Raw genomic sequence first — 14,055 nt, forward strand, 5'->3', positions numbered from 1 at the left:
TGTCAATCCCCGCTGTTGGAGGATACACCAATGCAGTTATATCCTCCATGATGTCAAAAGTTGCCCATGACTGGATAAAGAACCACGGGTCAGGCTGGGTCACTGTAGCCTGATACAAAGTTTTTAATTTTAAAAGGTAGCGTGATGTTGGAAGCGACAAAAGTGGAGGGGTTCGTATGCGGGGAGAAGGAGTACCATCCTACGTTGCCATAATAGTGCTGGCGATTTTTGCTGCTGTCCTCGCTCTGGATGCCAGTTATTTTACCGCCCGCCACCTGCTCTCTGTCATGGGGATTATCATATCATCCCCTTCTGGGTACGGAGCTTTTTCTCATAAAACAGTACGTATCGCGGGTGGACATTGTAATGGGTGCCGCCATGATATGCATAGCCTTGGGCTTTGCCCTGTATGTGGACTACACGTTTTATCCACATCATTTAACAATGAGAGCAGTTGCGATGTGGATGGCCGTGGGCATAATGTTTATGGTGGTAACGGAGATGATGCAGTTGAGTAGACGTGGATCAAGAATAGAAAAGTCAGTGAGGTGATTGTCATGAGATCAGTCTCCGTTGTCCAGTGGGTTGGACTTGCCCTTACGGTGCTTTTCATGAGCCTCTTTCTCTTTGACCGGACCTATTTCATCACACACCACCTGTTGGCCATCTTTGCAGTTGCAATGGCAATCCTCGCCGAAACCGGGATTTACTTAGCAAAGAACGAGGGAGGAATAACCCCAAGGAATGCCATGCTTACCAGCCTGTTAATCCTCCTAATGATGATAGCGGCCCTCTATGTTGACCACGCCGGGAGCCATGTTTTTTCATAATTTTCATTTCTGGCATTTATTTTCCCGGATGTGTGCCTTGGGGTTATCTCGTTCCTTGAGAAACTTCAAGAACCGTGACTTGATGGCTAAGAAGATAACTTGTGAGAACCTGTGGGCGTCTGGCCGTTGCATGGTCATGCAACTTCTTTACTCAGGCTTCTTTTGGACAGTTCTAAGAGGAAAACTGAACTCGGAATGAACTTACACTCGAAAAAAAAAGGAAGAATTCTTACTTAAAGTAAAAGGAAAGACTTATAAAGAAAAGTTGTCAATATGTAATGCAAAAATTTTAGGAGGTGAAACCAGTGAGATGGAGGGCGTTGTTAGTGATTCTACTTGGGGCAATAATTATCTCAACAACACAAGCGGTATCCGCATCTCAGGAAGTGGTCAGCAGTGATTATTCATATGGAGTCAATGGGATAATGAAACTGTCTGGTATCCTGTACAAGGATACTGGTGAGCTTGATCCAAGCTATGACTACTATGCAATAAAGGTAACAACAGAAGACGTAAAATACAGAAACGATGGATGGATTGGGCCAATGTACATCTATGTGGATATTGCGGTCCTACCAGAGAGTGCAGCCGAGGTTCCGGCCAATCACGTTCCCAAAAGTGGGATAAAATTCTCCCAGCATTCGGTATCATTTGAGTACGAGAGCATCGGGTTCAACGTTAACATCCCAAGGACATTTGTTTCATATTGGGAGAAAAAGGACTGGGCTGAACATTTCGTCTGGGAAGTCAGTGGGATAAAACCATCGTTTATAGGGTGGTGGTTTGTCTTTGACGACTATGCAGAATTTGCTGTGGGTTTTAGGGTGCCACAGAATTCATATGTAGTAACTGTACCATACGCATACGGGGAGTGGTACAAATTCTACGGGATATTTTTCAGGAAAGTTGGCTCAGATGAGGCAGTAGTGGGGATGTGGTACTCCCCGGGGGGTAGTGCGTGCTCTTCAGGGGTTGGTAGCCTTGAGAACCAGCTCATCCACGACAGGAACATAAAAGATCTCCCCGAAACGATAAAAGCGAGTCCAGGAACTCAGGCTTTGGCTGATCAAGAGGGGTGAACACGATGCTCCCATATCTACTTTTTGCATTTTTGATTGGCATAACAAAGGGAACCGTGCTGCTGATCCTCGGTCTAATCGGGATATTGGTTTCGGTCTTAATGCCGAAAACGCTTATGAAAAAGATTGAACTCCTCACTTTCGTTGCTTCCTTGGTTTGTCTCAGGGCTGTTTACCTGGTCGATAACCTGACCCCACTCTGTTTGTTGCTGGCGCTCCTGATCCCGCTTGGATACGTGGCGGTGGCCCTTAGGAGTGTGGAGGCCACTAAGGCATTTTTAGCTGGGCTTTTCGTATTTGCAGTAGTCTCTACGATTACTTCTGGCTCATACGTCCCCACGGTAGTCATAACAGCACCCGCACTTCTGGGACTTTTGACCCTCTACGGCATCGGGACAGCGAGGGGTGATAAAAGGTGCACAGGAAAAGCCTGATGGGATTGGTCTTATTGGCGGTTTTGATGCTACATGGGTATGCCCTCTGCGGAAGCAGCGCCGCGGTTGTCATGAAGGCCACGATAAACGAGAACTGGACGCAGTTCAACTTGACGCCGGGAGACGTTATGGTAATAAAAATCTTGAACATCAGCACAGCCAACGTGACTTTCATCAGAGGGCCGGGAATCCTTGTGTCTCCGGTTGGGGGAGATTACCCCACCTTGGCTCCAATAGTGACGCTCTACTTTGATCTCAACGGCAGCGTTTATGCCTTCTTCCCATCAAAGACCCTCAGCTTGGGGGAGTGGAAAAAAGGAGGGAACGTGACCCTCATATTAACCGACAGAAAGATACTGCTTAAAAACGGGAACGTTGCTGAATCCTTTGAGGCGCCGACTAAAATCGAGTCCGGCCACTACCTGACGGTCAGAACAACCTCAAGGATGATGAACGCCACCTTGGAGATTGAAAAATTCAGCCCTCTTAACAAAAAGCAGCAAAAAGCCAGCGAGGCAATTCCTTCAATGAGCTTCCTTTATTTCCTTATAGTGCTTGGTGTGGGGGCTGTGGCCATTGTTCTGTACAGTAAGAGATAATAGCGGCAGCCTACATAGACCTAAGCTTCAAACGGGATGCTCCACGATATCGGACGGTGAGGAGAGGGAAAGGGACGCGGCTTTCCCCTGCAAATCCTTCTTTCAAAACCATGCCCCGCCGATAATGAAGAAAAGAGGGGATGAATATTCTAAATTCAAATCCTCCACTCAACCCCGAGCTCCTCGCTGTACGCATCGAGAACCTTCTCAAGGTACTCCTTGGCGGTTCCGACCTTGTCCATCTTAAAGCGCTCGGCCCACTTCTCGTTCCCGAACTCCTCGCTCCCCCGGGCGACCAAGTCTATGACCCTCATCGAGTCCCAGAAGACGGGACTGTAGCCGGCTTTTTTGGCGAACTCTATGAGGCGCTTGATCTGCCTCTTAGAGTGCTCCTCCATGTCAACGTTCTCACCATAAGCCTCCATGAAGAGGGCCTTGAGAACCGACTTCATCCACTTGCGGTGGAAGCGGCACCAGCCGACGTTGTCGTACCAGAACTCCCAGAGGGCGGAGGCTATTATTTTGTGAGCGAGCTCCCCTGGCTCAAGGAACACGCCGAACTGATAAAACGTCCAGTATCTTCCCTGTATCGGGAGCGGGATGTAGTTCCCTATAGCCCAGTACATCGTGGGGGTTATCTCCCCGTCCTCGCCGAGCGGGGTAAAGACCGCGTAGTCCTTGAAGCTCTCCCCGTAGCTAAGCCTGTCCCTGAACCTCTCGTCAAAGACGGCGCTGGCCTTCCTCTTCCCGAGGCCGATTATCTTCGCTATCTCGTTCTCGGCGAAGGCGACTCGGTGGGCTAATTCAGCAACCAGCTTCGCGTTCCTCTCGCTCGTTTCGACGGGCCTCTCAAGCAAAGCCTCCTTCGTGAACTCCGGCCTATCGCTTAAACCCACTTCCTCCGGCTTGAGGAACCCGCGGTGGACGAGCTCGAGAACCCAAGCGGCGGTTCCACCGAACTCTATGGCGTCGAAGCCCATCGCATCCACAGCTGGGACGCTTATGTCGCTCGCGCGGAGCGTTATAACCCCGCTGAGCGGGCCGTTCGCTTCCCTCGGTTCGTACTCTATGTGGTGGCCGTGGGCGTACTTCTTGCAGACCACCGGGCACGGCTCACCGCAGTTCGTCCAGTTCTTCGTCTCTATTGCCTCCTTGTTGAAGGGCTCCCAGTAGTACTTCATTATGGCCTCGTGTATCTTTATGCGCTCCTCCTTCTCGATGTAGGGCATGCTCCAGTTGAGGATCGGGACGAAGTCTCCCTCGGCAGGGTAGTTGCCGCCAAAGGTTCCTCCAGTTTTCAGCTTTGGATTGTAGCGGTATTTAACCGTCTTCTCGGCGATGACGTCGTTGTAGGGCTTCTTGTGGATGCCCTCAACTATGGCCTTGGCGGTTCTGAAGGAGGAGATATCCTCTCCGGGAAAGGCCCTCTTTCTCGGCTTCCCGCCGAATATTATCCCAACGACGTTGTGGGCTCTGAGGAGAACGCTTCCAGAGCCTCCGCGAGCCGCCCAGTCCTCGCTTCCCTCAACGCGCTTGCCCTTCCTCAGGGTCTGGGAGAAGATGGCTCCGTAGTTTGTGTTCAACGAAGCCGGTCCTACGACCGCTATGCGGTATTCAAAGTCAAAGAGGTTCCCAAAGTTGTCTATGAGGTACTGGGTCAGGGCGTAGACGCCTTCCTCACCTTTGTAACCCCTCCACACCTCGATGATCTTTTCAAGTTCGATCTCGTGGAGCTCCACCCTGACGTTCGAGCCGTCGTTGTAGAGCATGACGATAACCGGCTTCTCGGCTTTCCCCTCGAAGGTAACGAAATCAACCCCAACGTTCTTGAAGGCGTAGGCTGCTCCACCCATCGTTGATGGGAAGAGCGTTCCATAGAGCGGTGAGCGGAAGAAGAAGACGAGTCTGTGGGCCCCCGGGAGGATTGAGCCTGAAAACGGCCCCATGCCCATAACCACGGTATTCCTGGGATCGTAGGGGTCTATCGAATGGGTTCCGAGCTTCTCGTGGAGCTCGATGCCGTAGTCTACGATTCCGTAGACCCCTTCTCCCCCGTACTCCTCCGGACTGACGCTACCGTCGTCGAGATTGACGTGAAGGACTGTGAACCTCATAAACCCCACCTCTGTATCACTCCGAGTGTTGGATTTGGGGGAAGAATATTTAAGGTTTCCGGCCAGGAGAAAAAGAATAAAACCCGGGAGGGGGTCACTCTATCTTCTCGAACCTGTCCTCAAGCTTCTTGAGAACGCCGGGGAGGGTTGTGTACTCCATGTCCTCGAGTGGCAGCCTGTGGGGCTCAAAGGGACCGTGCCTGCGTATATAGTCCGTTATCTCAAGGGCCTTCTGCCGGGTGTAGTCAAAAGCCGGGTCGTCGAAGAGGTCAACGGGCCCGATGAGCTCTCCCTTCGGGCTTATCTGCCATCCGAGGGCGACAACCCTCGGCGGACCGTCGAAGCGGGTTGGGTTGGCGTAGTTCATGGGGACGGGCAGGAGGGGTCCGTTGTGGCTCCCGCGCATCCAGCCGCTGACGAGGTGTGGGAACGCGAAGGGCTCTAAAACCTCACCGAGTGCTGGAAGGCCGCTCTGGGCCCTGACTATTGCGACGGGGTCGTCTTTGCCGACGTACTCCCCCGCTATCTCGTAGAGCTTCTCCGTGCTGACCACCGCAACGGGCTCGTCCTTGCTTATCTTGTGCCCCTCCTTCGGGTAAACCCTCTTGATAACATAGCGGCCCTTCGCCCCTATGAGGGCTAAGAGGTCGTAGAGCTCCTCGGGGGAGTTGAGGACAACGCGCTTGTGCTTGAGGATGTCCCAGACTTCAAACCTGAAGCCCATGTGCATGTGGGGGTCTATGACGAGGCCAGCGGTGTTGAAGGGGTCTGCAAACATCCTGAATATCGGAAGGTTAAATGCACCAGGCTCGGTCTTGTCCATGTGGAATGTAACCACCGGCTCGCTCTTCCTGAGGGTTATCTCCATCTCCGCGACCCCCGGCCCGAGGCCGCGGACGTTCCCGCTGAAAGCGTCCTTGAGGAGGTCCTGGCCCGCTCCGTAGAGGCCCAGCTCCTTGGCGACCTCCGTCGCCGCCTTGAACGTCTCCCAGGCGAGGCCGTGTATCTCCGGACTGTCGGTTCCCTTCGTGTGGGTCATTATGAGCTGGAGGTCATCGCCCGCGTGGGCGACGTAGAAGTCTATCAGCTTTCCCTCCTCCTTCGCCTTGCCGAGGATTTCCCTCGCTTTCTCCATCAGTTTCGGATGAACCCTCGAATGGCCGGGCCAGCCGCCGATGTCCGCTTTTATGACGCTGATGGTTATTTTCTTCCCGACGAACATTGAAACCACCGATGAGATTAAGGGCACTGCATCTTATAAAACGTTGATATCACCAAGGATGACACCAACACGGGCGTAGCATACCTTAGAAAATATTTCGGGGCGAGAGGGCAAAATTTATAAACCGCCCGGTCAAGCTACCCCTGGATGGGGGCGTGGTGTAGCCTGGTCCATCATCGCGGGCTCCAGAGGTATGAGGACTTGCGGGTTTGCTGAGCGGGGATGAGCCTTTGGAGCTCTGACCCGGAGAAACCCGCGGACCGGGGTTCAAATCCCCGCGCCCCCACCATCGCAGGCCTTTCTGACGAATGTTGAGGCATTTGAAAGTGGACGCCGATATTATTCCCCCGTTCATGAGAAAGAGAATTCTTTTGGTCAAGCTTTCTTTGCGCAAGCAAAGGTTGCTCAGTGGTGACCGCTCTCATCACCCCTCAGGAGGGCTTGGGCGTCATCATCGCTGGGCATAAAAACGCTCCTGACCTTTTAACCATGGTGGTTCAATGATGCCCTTCATCCCGCTCATAGTCGCTCGACCGGAGGTCCAGATGGCGATAGGTGAGGCGGTAATGCATGCGAAGATCGAAGGGAAAGCCCTGGCACTGTCCGCTTATAGTCTTCAACCCCTCCCTATCCCGAACTCCTCCGCGAGCCCGTAGAACAGTTCGTCTTCACCTAACTCTTCCCTCAGCTTTTTGAATTTCTCCTTCAACCTCGGAAGCCTGGCCTTCGAGCGCCTCAGCATGGAGTTGCCGATCTCAATGGCAAAGCGGAGATACTCGTCGCCCACCAGAACCTTCCCGTCCCTTCCGAGGGGGGCGGTTAGGTACTCCGTTGCGTTTATCTCGACGAGGTACCTCCTTGAGATAGCCTTGAAGGTCGTGTACTTGAAGCCGCTCGCGAGGCCGAGCTCGTGGAGCCTCTTGGCCTTCTCCATGTCCTCCGCTATGACGTGGAAGATCGGTGGCTGGCTTTTGAGGAATATGAGGCCTTTCCTCGCGTCTTTAAGTGCTTCCCGGGCCTCCTCAAATTCAATTGGTCTGTGAACCTTTACCAGCCATCTTGAGAGGGGCTTTGCCCCCAAAGCCGGCTCCTCAATTATTCCTATCCTGCCGGAGCATGAGCTTGTGGTGTAGATTCCCTTGATGGAGTTAATGAGGAGGAGTAGCTCGATTATGTCCTCGTCCACCTTTCCTTCATTCATCGCCGTGAAGAGGCTCTGGAGGGCCTCGCGCTTGGCCTTCATCTCAAGACCACCCCCGAACGCCTTTCGAGCTGGATTTCAGTTTTAAACCCTTCTCTCGCCACATAACCATCTATGGGGGCGTTTTTCTGGATTTCTGGCGAAAACTTTATAAAGCTAACCCAAAAGCTTTAGCTGGGCGTGGCCAGGGTGGTGTAGCCTGGTTAGCACAGGGGACTGTGGATCCCCTAGCCCGGGTTCAAATCCCGGCCCTGGCCCCACAACAGCAAACTTCACCAGAAAAGTTTGATCAAAGTTTGCATGTCATTTCTAAAAATTCTCAGTTTCAAGAGCGGTTTGCTTGTTCATCCGCTAAGCTCAGTAAGGTTTCACCGTGAGAATAACGCCCTTCGGGCGTTGGGAACGTTGAAACCTGCTTTAGCTTGTTTTTTCAAGCGCAAACCCGCGTTGAGCTTCAATCTTGAGAAGACGTGCAGACTCTTTCCGGCATTTTCGCGGAAGTTCCCATTTGATCAAACTTTGTTTTGCAAAGTTTGTTTGCGCAAGCGCTGGCGGAGAGCTTGCAGTTCCTTCCATTGGAGGCTTTCTGAACAGGAGCTACAAACTTTTGGTGAAGCTTTTTTCAAAAAACTTCAGCGCTGGCGGAAGATGAAGTGCCTTTTTAAAATTCTGACTTCCAGAAGGGTTTAACAATTATTCTTGAGTGTTTGCTCCCCTCAAAGCATCCAAAAGTGCCCGCTCATCGAATAGTGATCTGATATGGAAGACTTTCTGGATTGACCTCCCCGAGTTGATTTACCCAAACCCCTAAAAACCCTGGCGATTATATCCACCTGGTGAATGAAATGTCGTGGAAAGACAGACTTGGTCTCGTGCACATCTACACCGGCAACGGGAAGGGGAAAACGACTTCAGCCTTTGGATTGGCCGTCAGGATGCTGGGTTCTGGGGGAAGGGTGATAATAATCCAGTTCCTGAAGGCTGGCAGGGCCTACGGAGAGCAGGTTAAGATAGAGGAGTGCGGAGCGGTTATAGAGTCCTTCGGGTTGCCAAAGTTCGTTCACGGGAAGCCGAGCGAGGAGGACATAAAAGCTGCAAAGAGGGCCCTTGAAAGGGCAGGGGAAGTCACTTCAAGTGGCGAGTGGGATTTGGTTGTCCTCGACGAGCTCTGCGTCGCCCTCGGCTTTGGCATGCTCGACGTGGGTGAGGTTAAGGAGCTGATAAAGAAGAAAGCCCCCCGCACGGAGCTCGTCCTCACCGGAAGGTACTGTCCGGAAGAGCTCTTCGAGTTAGCTGACTACGTGACGGAGATGAGGGAGATAAAGCACCCCTACCAGAGGGGTGTCCTAGCGAGGAGGGGCGTGGAGTACTGATCACCTCTTTATCGTTGTTACCCCTGGAATGTGGATCTTGAGCTCCACGAGGCGCATTAGCTGGATTATCAGCGTTGCGAAGACCAGGTAAATCCCCGCGACTATCAGGTATATCTGGGCGTAGAGGAAGGTCTCCGATGCGGTGACGCTCGCCATGTACATGAGTTCTGGAACCGCGAGGAGCATGGCCAGCGAGGAGTACTTGAGGAGGTAGACCATCTCGTTCGTCCAGCTGGGGAGCATTATCCTGAAGGCCTGCGGGAACACGACGTGTCTTATTATCTCCCACCTCGTCATGCCAAGGGAGAGCGCGGCCTCTATCTGGCCCGACTCTATCGAGTTGAAGGCCCCCCTCATGTACTCAGCCTGATAAGCCGCGCTGTTGAGCATTATCCCGAGGAGGGCCGCTATCGTGGGGTTCATGACGAAGTTCGGGAGGTACTTCCTTATGAGGAGGGGTAGCCCGAAGCCGATTATGTATAACTGGAGGAGCATGGGGGTGCCCCTTATTAGTTCTATGTAAGCTACCGCCAGCGCTTTGGAGATGCCGCCGCTGTAGGTTCTCGCTATAGCTAAGAGAAAGCCTAGGGCAAAGCCCCCGAGGAAGCCGAGGAGTGTCAGCTCAAGGGTAACTTCAAGCCCCTTGGCGAGCTGTCCTAATATGAATCCGTAGTCCATCCTCCCACCTCACAGTGACAAATCCGCTATCCTCCTCAGGAAGGCCTTCGTCTCCTCCCTCTTCGGGTTGTAGAGCAGCTCCCTCGGCTCTCCCCTCTCCCAAATCCTTCCGTTGTAGAAGAAGAGCACCTCGTCAGCAGCGTTCAAAGCAAAGCCAATCTCGTGTGTAACTACCAGCATCGTGACCTTCTTCTTAGCGAGCTCCTTCATGACATCCAAGACTTCCCCCGCGAGCTGGGGGTCTAAGGCGGAAGTTGGCTCGTCGAAGAGTATTATGTCGGGCTCCATCGCGAGGGCCCTCGCTATCGCTACGCGCTGCTGTTGCCCACCGCTCAGCTCGGCCGGGTACTTCTCAAAGGCGTCCTCCTCAAGGTGAACCGCCTTTAGAGCTTTGACCGCTATCTTCTCGGCCTCATCGTCGCTCAGGCCCTTCACCACCTTGGGCCCTATCTTGACGTTTTCGAGCGCGGTCAGGTGCTTGAAGAGGTTGAAGTGCTGGAAGACGAAGCCTATCCTCGCGCGGATTTTCCTTATGTCCACGTCCTTCGAGAGGACGTTTATCCCGTCGAAGATTACCTCCCCCTCATCGGGCTCGACGAGCCTGTTGATGCACCTGAGGAGGGTGCTCTTCCCCGCACCGCTCGGCCCTATTATGACCTTCGTTTCGCCCCTCTTCACGCCGAAGGAGACCCCATTGAGAACCGTCTTTTCCCCGAACTTCTTCTTCAGGTTTCTAATTATCAGAACGTCAGATTCTGACGTTGGAGGCACCCCCCGTCCCCTTTATCCCGTACTTCCTCGCCAGAACCCCCGCCAGATAGGTGAGCGGGAGAACCATTATCAGGTACAGGAAGGCGGCGAGGCCGTAGTAGCGGAAGGGCTCACCTGTTATCGAAACGAGGTACTGGGCCTGCCTGGTGAGCTCGACTATGCCTATGGCGAGGGCTATCGAGGTGTCCTTCAGGACTATGACGTATTCGTTCATCCACGCCGGAACGGCCATCCTTATCGCCTGCGGAAGAACAACGTACCTGAGGGTCTCCAACTTGGACATCCCGAGGGAGTACGCTGCCTCTATCTGCCCCTCGCCAACGGCCTGTATGGTGCTCCTGAATATCTGGGACTGGTAGGCGGAAGAGCGTATCCCGAGGCCTATAACCGCCGCCCAGAAGGCCGGCAGGCCTATCCCCGTCAGGAGAGGCATCGAGAAGAATATCACCATGTATATCGCAAGGAGCGGAATCCCCCTGAGGGTTCCCTCGTATACCATGGCTACGTACCTCAGCAGCCTGCCCCCGTAGGTCTCCATTATCGCCACGGGAAGGCCAAGGAGGAGGCCGAGGATTATCGAGAGGACCGAGAGGACGACTGTCATCTTTGCCCCTTCGAGGAGCATCCTCATTGCAACGTCGAGAGAAACCGCCGTTCCTATCAACGCCAGCACCCTCCGGAAAAGGAAAAGGGGAGTCAGCTCCCGAAGTACTCCTCTACGAGCTTGTTCCACTCCGGAGAGTTCATTATGGCCTTGAGGGCATTGTTTATCCCGTCGAGGAGCTTTTTGTTGCCCTTCTTGACCGCTATTCCGTAGTGCTCGCCCGTCTTTATTGTGTAGACGATTTCAACGCTGTACTTCTTGGAGAACATCTTCGCGACCGGACTGTCGAGGACAACGGCGTCCACCTGACCGTTCAAAAGGGCCTCCGTTGCCGCAACGTAAGTTGGATACTCCTTTATCGTCGAGCTGTTGCCGAGGTGCTTCTTGACGTAGATTGCTCCAGTTGTCCCCTTCTCGACCCCTATCTTCTTGCCCTTGAGGTCGTCCACCGAGGAGACCTTTATCCCCGAGCCCTTCCTCACGAGGACGGCTTGATCAGCCTCCCAGTACGGGATGCTGAAGTCAACTACCTTTTCGCGCTCCTGTGTTATCGTCATGCCCGCTATGACAACGTCGACCTTTCCCGTCTGGAGGGCTGGAATGAGGGAGTCGAAGTCCATGTCCTTTACCTCGACCTTGTCGTAGCCCATCTTCTTGGCTATGAGCTTTATCAGGGAGATATCGAAGCCGGTGATCTGGCCGTTGCTTGCGTTCTTGTACTCGAAGGGCGGGAAGTCTGCGCTCGTCCCGACCACGAGAACCTTCTCCTTTGTCCCGGTGCTGATGCAGCCGCTCGCGGCGACCGCTAACAGGAGGGAGACCGCTATGAAAACGCCGATATAGGGGGACTTCCCCTTCATGAAGGGTCACCGCTCTAAATTTGGCAATCCAGTTTAAAAGCCTACTTTTATCCGGTTGTTAAAGTTCCAGGTCACAAATCCCATGTACCCTCGGGCCGGGGAGAAGAGGTTTCGCCTTCCGAGTCGGGCATGTTTCGACGTTGACCGAAAAGCTTTTTAGCCGAGAGAGCATAAGGTAAGCTGGGAAGGTTTTAGTAACAATTTTTAAGAAAAGGGGGTGATAGCATGAGTGAACTCATCCAGCAGATCGTCCAGGTTCTCAAGGATCAGGTCGTTCAGGACACGGTCGTCCCGAGGAACATAAGGCGGGCGGCCGAGCAAGCCATAGAGATACTCCTCGACGAGAGCAAGGAGCCGGCCGTCAGGGCGGCCGACGCCATAGTCATCCTTGAGGAGATAAGCGAGGACCCGAACATGCCCATGCACACGAGAACCATCATCTGGGAGGTTCTCGGGGCCCTTGAGCAGGTGAAGTGAGCTTTATTTTTTCGCTCATTTCCCACCGGGCCCTTCAGTCAGGTACCAAAGCTTCGCGCTCTCCTCGACGAGTTCGGCCTTGTAAAAGGCCTCCCTTAGGGTTCTGCCGACGGTGACTACGCCATGCCTCTCCATTATAACCGCGTCGGCTTTTCTCAGAGCCTCTGAAGTCACCTCGGCGAGCTCCTCGGTTCCAGCGGGCCTGAACGGTGCTATCGGTATCTTTCCGAGGTAGAGCTCCGCCTCGGGGGTTATTATCGGGAGCTCGCCCCTCAAAAGGGCCGAGACCGCTATCGAATAAGGTGGATGGAGGTGGGCTATGGCCCTAACGTCGGGCCTCTTCCTGTAAACGGCCAGATGAAGGCGGTACTCCGAGGAGGGCCTTACGCCCGAGAGCTGGTTTCCGTTCATGTCGATAACAGCCACCTGAGCCTCGTTCATCTCGTCCATGACGGCACCGGTCGCTTTTATGAAAACCCTGTTCCCGAGCCTTACGCTCAGGTTTCCGCCGAAGGCTGCGGTTAAACCGCGTTGGTGGGCAAGACGGGAGTATTCTACCAGCTGGGATTTAATTACACGGCTCACAAAGATCACCTTTTGAAATATTCTCTCCCCTCTCGATTTCCTCCTCAAAATGAAGCTCAACGGCCTCGCGGAGGTTCTCCATGAGCTCATCGAGGGTTTTCCCCTGGGTGAATATATCCTCCTCGATCCCCCTAGCACACCAGTATTCCCCGTCAAAGTACACATCAAACTTCACTATCATATCCTCACCGCCTACTGTTTGCCCTTTTGATACTTATACCTTGTCTCCAATCTTAACCCGGTATCCGCAGTCGAGGCAGTGGGCTTCCCTTCCCCTCCACACCAGCTCTCCCCCGCAGATAGGACAGACGTTCAGCTTTCCGCTCTCCTTCCAGCGTCCAAAGGTCTCGCCGTCTATAAGAAGGTACGGCCCCTCCTCGTCCTCCGAAAAGTCACCCAAGACAGGCGTGCTGATTAGCTCCCCGCTCTCAGCGTCCACCATAACAGGCTCAAGACCGATGTTCCCCTCGTACTCAAGTTCGTTGGCCGGCAGTATCTCAGCTATCAGGGCGTTGAGCTTCCTGTCGTGGTAAACGACGACTTCCAGGGCGTCGCTGAGCTCTCCCGTTGAGGGGATGATGTCGATTACCGTCCCGTTTTTTCTCGGGAAAATCAGCACAACGAACCAGCGGTTCCTTAAAACTGCCACCCCCCTGCCTGAATAAAGGCCTTCCAGTCCGAGGTTTACGAGGATTTTTCTTATTTCCTCGCCGTTCGGGAGTTTCTTGGTTCTCAGGATGTGCTCTTCGATGCTCTTCGCGAGGGGCATCGCCAGCGTCACCGGGTCGAGCATTACCACCACCGGGTTTGGTATGGAGAAAAATTTATAAACCTGCTCTGAGGATTACCCTTCGGGCAGAGGTCCCGCGGTAGCCTAGCCTGGGAGTGGCGGCGGACTGTAGATCCGCAGGTCCCCGGTTCAAATCCGGGCCGCGGGACCACCAGAATTCTGCCGGTGTTCTGCCTTCCCTAATCGGCTGGTTTTGGTCCGGTGCCCCTCAAAGAAGGCCAAACCCTGACTTCAGGATGTTCTGAATGAATCTAAAATCCTAACTTTTAGTTAGGTTTTCGAACCATATATTGGCTCCTCCCCATCCCTTCCCCCATGGTATGTTGCTGATCCATACCATTCTCGTTCAAAATGTTCTCCGTTGAAGATTTCAGGCACCTTTTTTGTGAAGTTGGTTCCGTATTTTTAGCCATCCAGGGGAGCACAATGCTCTCTCTG

17 protein-coding genes, 3 tRNA genes and 1 pseudogene are annotated in these 14,055 nt (G+C 53.5%); 11 read left to right on the top strand and 10 right to left on the bottom strand.

The window, feature by feature from the left end:
• The first annotated feature begins 354 nt into the window (after positions 1-354).
• The 5 genes from MVB78_RS02040 to MVB78_RS02060 all read left to right on the top strand — a co-directional run bounded on the left by MVB78_RS02040 (position 355) and on the right by MVB78_RS02060 (position 2,942).
• Complete coding sequence (locus tag MVB78_RS02040) at positions 355-552, top strand: hypothetical protein (protein ID WP_297487346.1); 198 nt, start codon at positions 355-357, stop codon at positions 550-552.
• Positions 553-557: 5 nt separating this feature from the next.
• On the top strand, positions 558-830 hold the full coding sequence (locus MVB78_RS02045) for a hypothetical protein (protein WP_297487348.1): 273 nt from the start codon (positions 558-560) through the stop codon (positions 828-830).
• Between the two features lie 305 nt (positions 831-1,135).
• Positions 1,136-1,909 (top strand): hypothetical protein, encoded by a 774-nt coding sequence (locus MVB78_RS02050; RefSeq protein ID WP_297487350.1) that lies wholly within the window; start codon positions 1,136-1,138, stop codon positions 1,907-1,909.
• A gap of 5 nt (positions 1,910-1,914) precedes the next feature.
• The gene (locus tag MVB78_RS02055) at positions 1,915-2,343 is read left to right on the top strand and encodes a hypothetical protein (RefSeq protein WP_297487352.1); all 429 of its coding nucleotides are present in this window, start codon (positions 1,915-1,917) and stop codon (positions 2,341-2,343) included.
• Positions 2,325-2,942, top strand: coding sequence for a hypothetical protein (locus tag MVB78_RS02060; RefSeq protein WP_297487354.1), 618 nt, complete (start codon positions 2,325-2,327; stop codon positions 2,940-2,942). The genes MVB78_RS02055 and MVB78_RS02060 overlap by 19 nt, the downstream gene beginning before the upstream one ends.
• Before the next feature lie 155 nt (positions 2,943-3,097).
• On the opposite strand, the gene gor is transcribed toward MVB78_RS02060, so the two are convergent.
• Positions 3,098-5,056, bottom strand: coding sequence for a glyceraldehyde-3-phosphate:ferredoxin oxidoreductase (gor, locus tag MVB78_RS02065; protein ID WP_297487356.1), 1,959 nt, complete (start codon positions 5,054-5,056; stop codon positions 3,098-3,100).
• A 94-nt stretch (positions 5,057-5,150) separates the two neighbouring features.
• Positions 5,151-6,278: a fructose-1,6-bisphosphate aldolase/phosphatase gene (fbp, locus tag MVB78_RS02070; protein WP_297487478.1), complete on the bottom strand. Its 1,128-nt coding sequence runs from the start codon at positions 6,276-6,278 to the stop codon at positions 5,151-5,153.
• A gap of 149 nt (positions 6,279-6,427) precedes the next feature.
• Between fbp and MVB78_RS02075 the strand changes: the two genes are divergently transcribed.
• Positions 6,428-6,567 (top strand) — tRNA-Trp (locus MVB78_RS02075).
• 214 nt (positions 6,568-6,781) lie between these two features.
• Positions 6,782-6,868, top strand: a pseudogene (locus tag MVB78_RS02080) (lipoate--protein ligase family protein); the annotation flags it as partial.
• 26 nt (positions 6,869-6,894) lie between these two features.
• Here the strand turns inward: MVB78_RS02080 and MVB78_RS02085 are convergent.
• Positions 6,895-7,521, bottom strand: a complete 627-nt coding sequence (locus tag MVB78_RS02085) for a hypothetical protein (protein WP_297487357.1) — start codon at positions 7,519-7,521, stop codon at positions 6,895-6,897.
• Positions 7,522-7,662: 141 nt separating this feature from the next.
• On the opposite strand from MVB78_RS02085, the gene MVB78_RS02090 reads away from it, so the two are divergent.
• Together MVB78_RS02090 and cobO are read left to right on the top strand one after the other, a co-directional pair.
• A tRNA-His gene (locus MVB78_RS02090) sits at positions 7,663-7,739 on the top strand.
• Between the two features lie 585 nt (positions 7,740-8,324).
• A complete protein-coding gene (gene cobO, locus MVB78_RS02095) occupies positions 8,325-8,852 on the top strand; it encodes a cob(I)yrinic acid a,c-diamide adenosyltransferase (protein ID WP_297487479.1) in 528 nt (175 codons plus the stop codon).
• On the opposite strand, the gene MVB78_RS02100 is transcribed toward cobO, so the two are convergent.
• From MVB78_RS02100 to MVB78_RS02115, 4 genes are read right to left on the bottom strand one after another with little or no spacing between them, the layout of a single operon-like run.
• Positions 8,853-9,530 (bottom strand): amino acid ABC transporter permease, encoded by a 678-nt coding sequence (locus MVB78_RS02100; RefSeq protein WP_297487359.1) that lies wholly within the window; start codon positions 9,528-9,530, stop codon positions 8,853-8,855.
• A gap of 9 nt (positions 9,531-9,539) precedes the next feature.
• On the bottom strand, positions 9,540-10,301 hold the full coding sequence (locus MVB78_RS02105) for an amino acid ABC transporter ATP-binding protein (protein ID WP_297487361.1): 762 nt from the start codon (positions 10,299-10,301) through the stop codon (positions 9,540-9,542).
• Positions 10,279-10,965 (bottom strand): amino acid ABC transporter permease, encoded by a 687-nt coding sequence (locus MVB78_RS02110; RefSeq protein ID WP_297487363.1) that lies wholly within the window; start codon positions 10,963-10,965, stop codon positions 10,279-10,281. Before MVB78_RS02110 ends, MVB78_RS02105 begins: the two co-directional genes overlap by 23 nt.
• 32 nt (positions 10,966-10,997) lie before the next feature.
• The gene (locus MVB78_RS02115; RefSeq protein WP_297487365.1) at positions 10,998-11,765 is read right to left on the bottom strand and encodes a basic amino acid ABC transporter substrate-binding protein; all 768 of its coding nucleotides are present in this window, start codon (positions 11,763-11,765) and stop codon (positions 10,998-11,000) included.
• A 225-nt stretch (positions 11,766-11,990) separates the two neighbouring features.
• Between MVB78_RS02115 and MVB78_RS02120 the strand changes: the two genes are divergently transcribed.
• The gene (locus MVB78_RS02120) at positions 11,991-12,242 is read left to right on the top strand and encodes a UPF0147 family protein (protein WP_297487366.1); all 252 of its coding nucleotides are present in this window, start codon (positions 11,991-11,993) and stop codon (positions 12,240-12,242) included.
• A 15-nt stretch (positions 12,243-12,257) separates the two neighbouring features.
• On the opposite strand, the gene MVB78_RS02125 is transcribed toward MVB78_RS02120, so the two are convergent.
• Genes MVB78_RS02125 through MVB78_RS02135 form a run of 3 tightly spaced genes read right to left on the bottom strand, consistent with a single transcriptional unit; the run spans position 12,258 to position 13,620 of the window.
• Positions 12,258-12,827, bottom strand: coding sequence for an aldolase (locus tag MVB78_RS02125; RefSeq protein WP_297487368.1), 570 nt, complete (start codon positions 12,825-12,827; stop codon positions 12,258-12,260).
• The gene (locus MVB78_RS02130; RefSeq protein WP_297487370.1) at positions 12,811-13,008 is read right to left on the bottom strand and encodes a type II toxin-antitoxin system HicB family antitoxin; all 198 of its coding nucleotides are present in this window, start codon (positions 13,006-13,008) and stop codon (positions 12,811-12,813) included. The genes MVB78_RS02125 and MVB78_RS02130 overlap by 17 nt, the downstream gene beginning before the upstream one ends.
• Before the next feature lie 33 nt (positions 13,009-13,041).
• The gene (locus MVB78_RS02135; protein WP_367270982.1) at positions 13,042-13,620 is read right to left on the bottom strand and encodes a hypothetical protein; all 579 of its coding nucleotides are present in this window, start codon (positions 13,618-13,620) and stop codon (positions 13,042-13,044) included.
• Positions 13,621-13,690: 70 nt separating this feature from the next.
• Between MVB78_RS02135 and MVB78_RS02140 the strand changes: the two genes are divergently transcribed.
• Positions 13,691-13,768, top strand: a tRNA-Tyr gene (locus MVB78_RS02140).
• Positions 13,769-14,055: the final 287 nt, after the last annotated feature.

The organism is Thermococcus sp. (assembly GCF_026991495.1).
In the GTDB taxonomy this organism is placed as follows: domain Archaea; phylum Methanobacteriota_B; class Thermococci; order Thermococcales; family Thermococcaceae; genus Thermococcus.

Excerpts from the sequence above, each read along its gene's own strand:
- MVB78_RS02045 (WP_297487348.1), top strand. The coding sequence starts at position 558 with ATGAGATCAGTCTCCGTTGTCCAGTGGGTTGGACTTGCCCTTACGGTG.
- MVB78_RS02055 (WP_297487352.1), top strand. The coding sequence starts at position 1,915 with ATGCTCCCATATCTACTTTTTGCATTTTTGATTGGCATAACAAAGGGA.
- gor (WP_297487356.1), bottom strand. The coding sequence starts at position 5,056 with ATGAGGTTCACAGTCCTTCACGTCAATCTCGACGACGGTAGCGTCAGT.
- fbp (WP_297487478.1), bottom strand. The coding sequence starts at position 6,278 with ATGTTCGTCGGGAAGAAAATAACCATCAGCGTCATAAAAGCGGACATC.
- MVB78_RS02085 (WP_297487357.1), bottom strand. The coding sequence starts at position 7,521 with ATGAAGGCCAAGCGCGAGGCCCTCCAGAGCCTCTTCACGGCGATGAAT.
- cobO (WP_297487479.1), top strand. The coding sequence starts at position 8,325 with ATGTCGTGGAAAGACAGACTTGGTCTCGTGCACATCTACACCGGCAAC.
- MVB78_RS02100 (WP_297487359.1), bottom strand. The coding sequence starts at position 9,530 with ATGGACTACGGATTCATATTAGGACAGCTCGCCAAGGGGCTTGAAGTT.
- MVB78_RS02115 (WP_297487365.1), bottom strand. The coding sequence starts at position 11,765 with ATGAAGGGGAAGTCCCCCTATATCGGCGTTTTCATAGCGGTCTCCCTC.
- MVB78_RS02120 (WP_297487366.1), top strand. The coding sequence starts at position 11,991 with ATGAGTGAACTCATCCAGCAGATCGTCCAGGTTCTCAAGGATCAGGTC.
- MVB78_RS02130 (WP_297487370.1), bottom strand. The coding sequence starts at position 13,008 with ATGATAGTGAAGTTTGATGTGTACTTTGACGGGGAATACTGGTGTGCT.
- MVB78_RS02135 (WP_367270982.1), bottom strand. The coding sequence starts at position 13,620 with ATGCTCGACCCGGTGACGCTGGCGATGCCCCTCGCGAAGAGCATCGAA.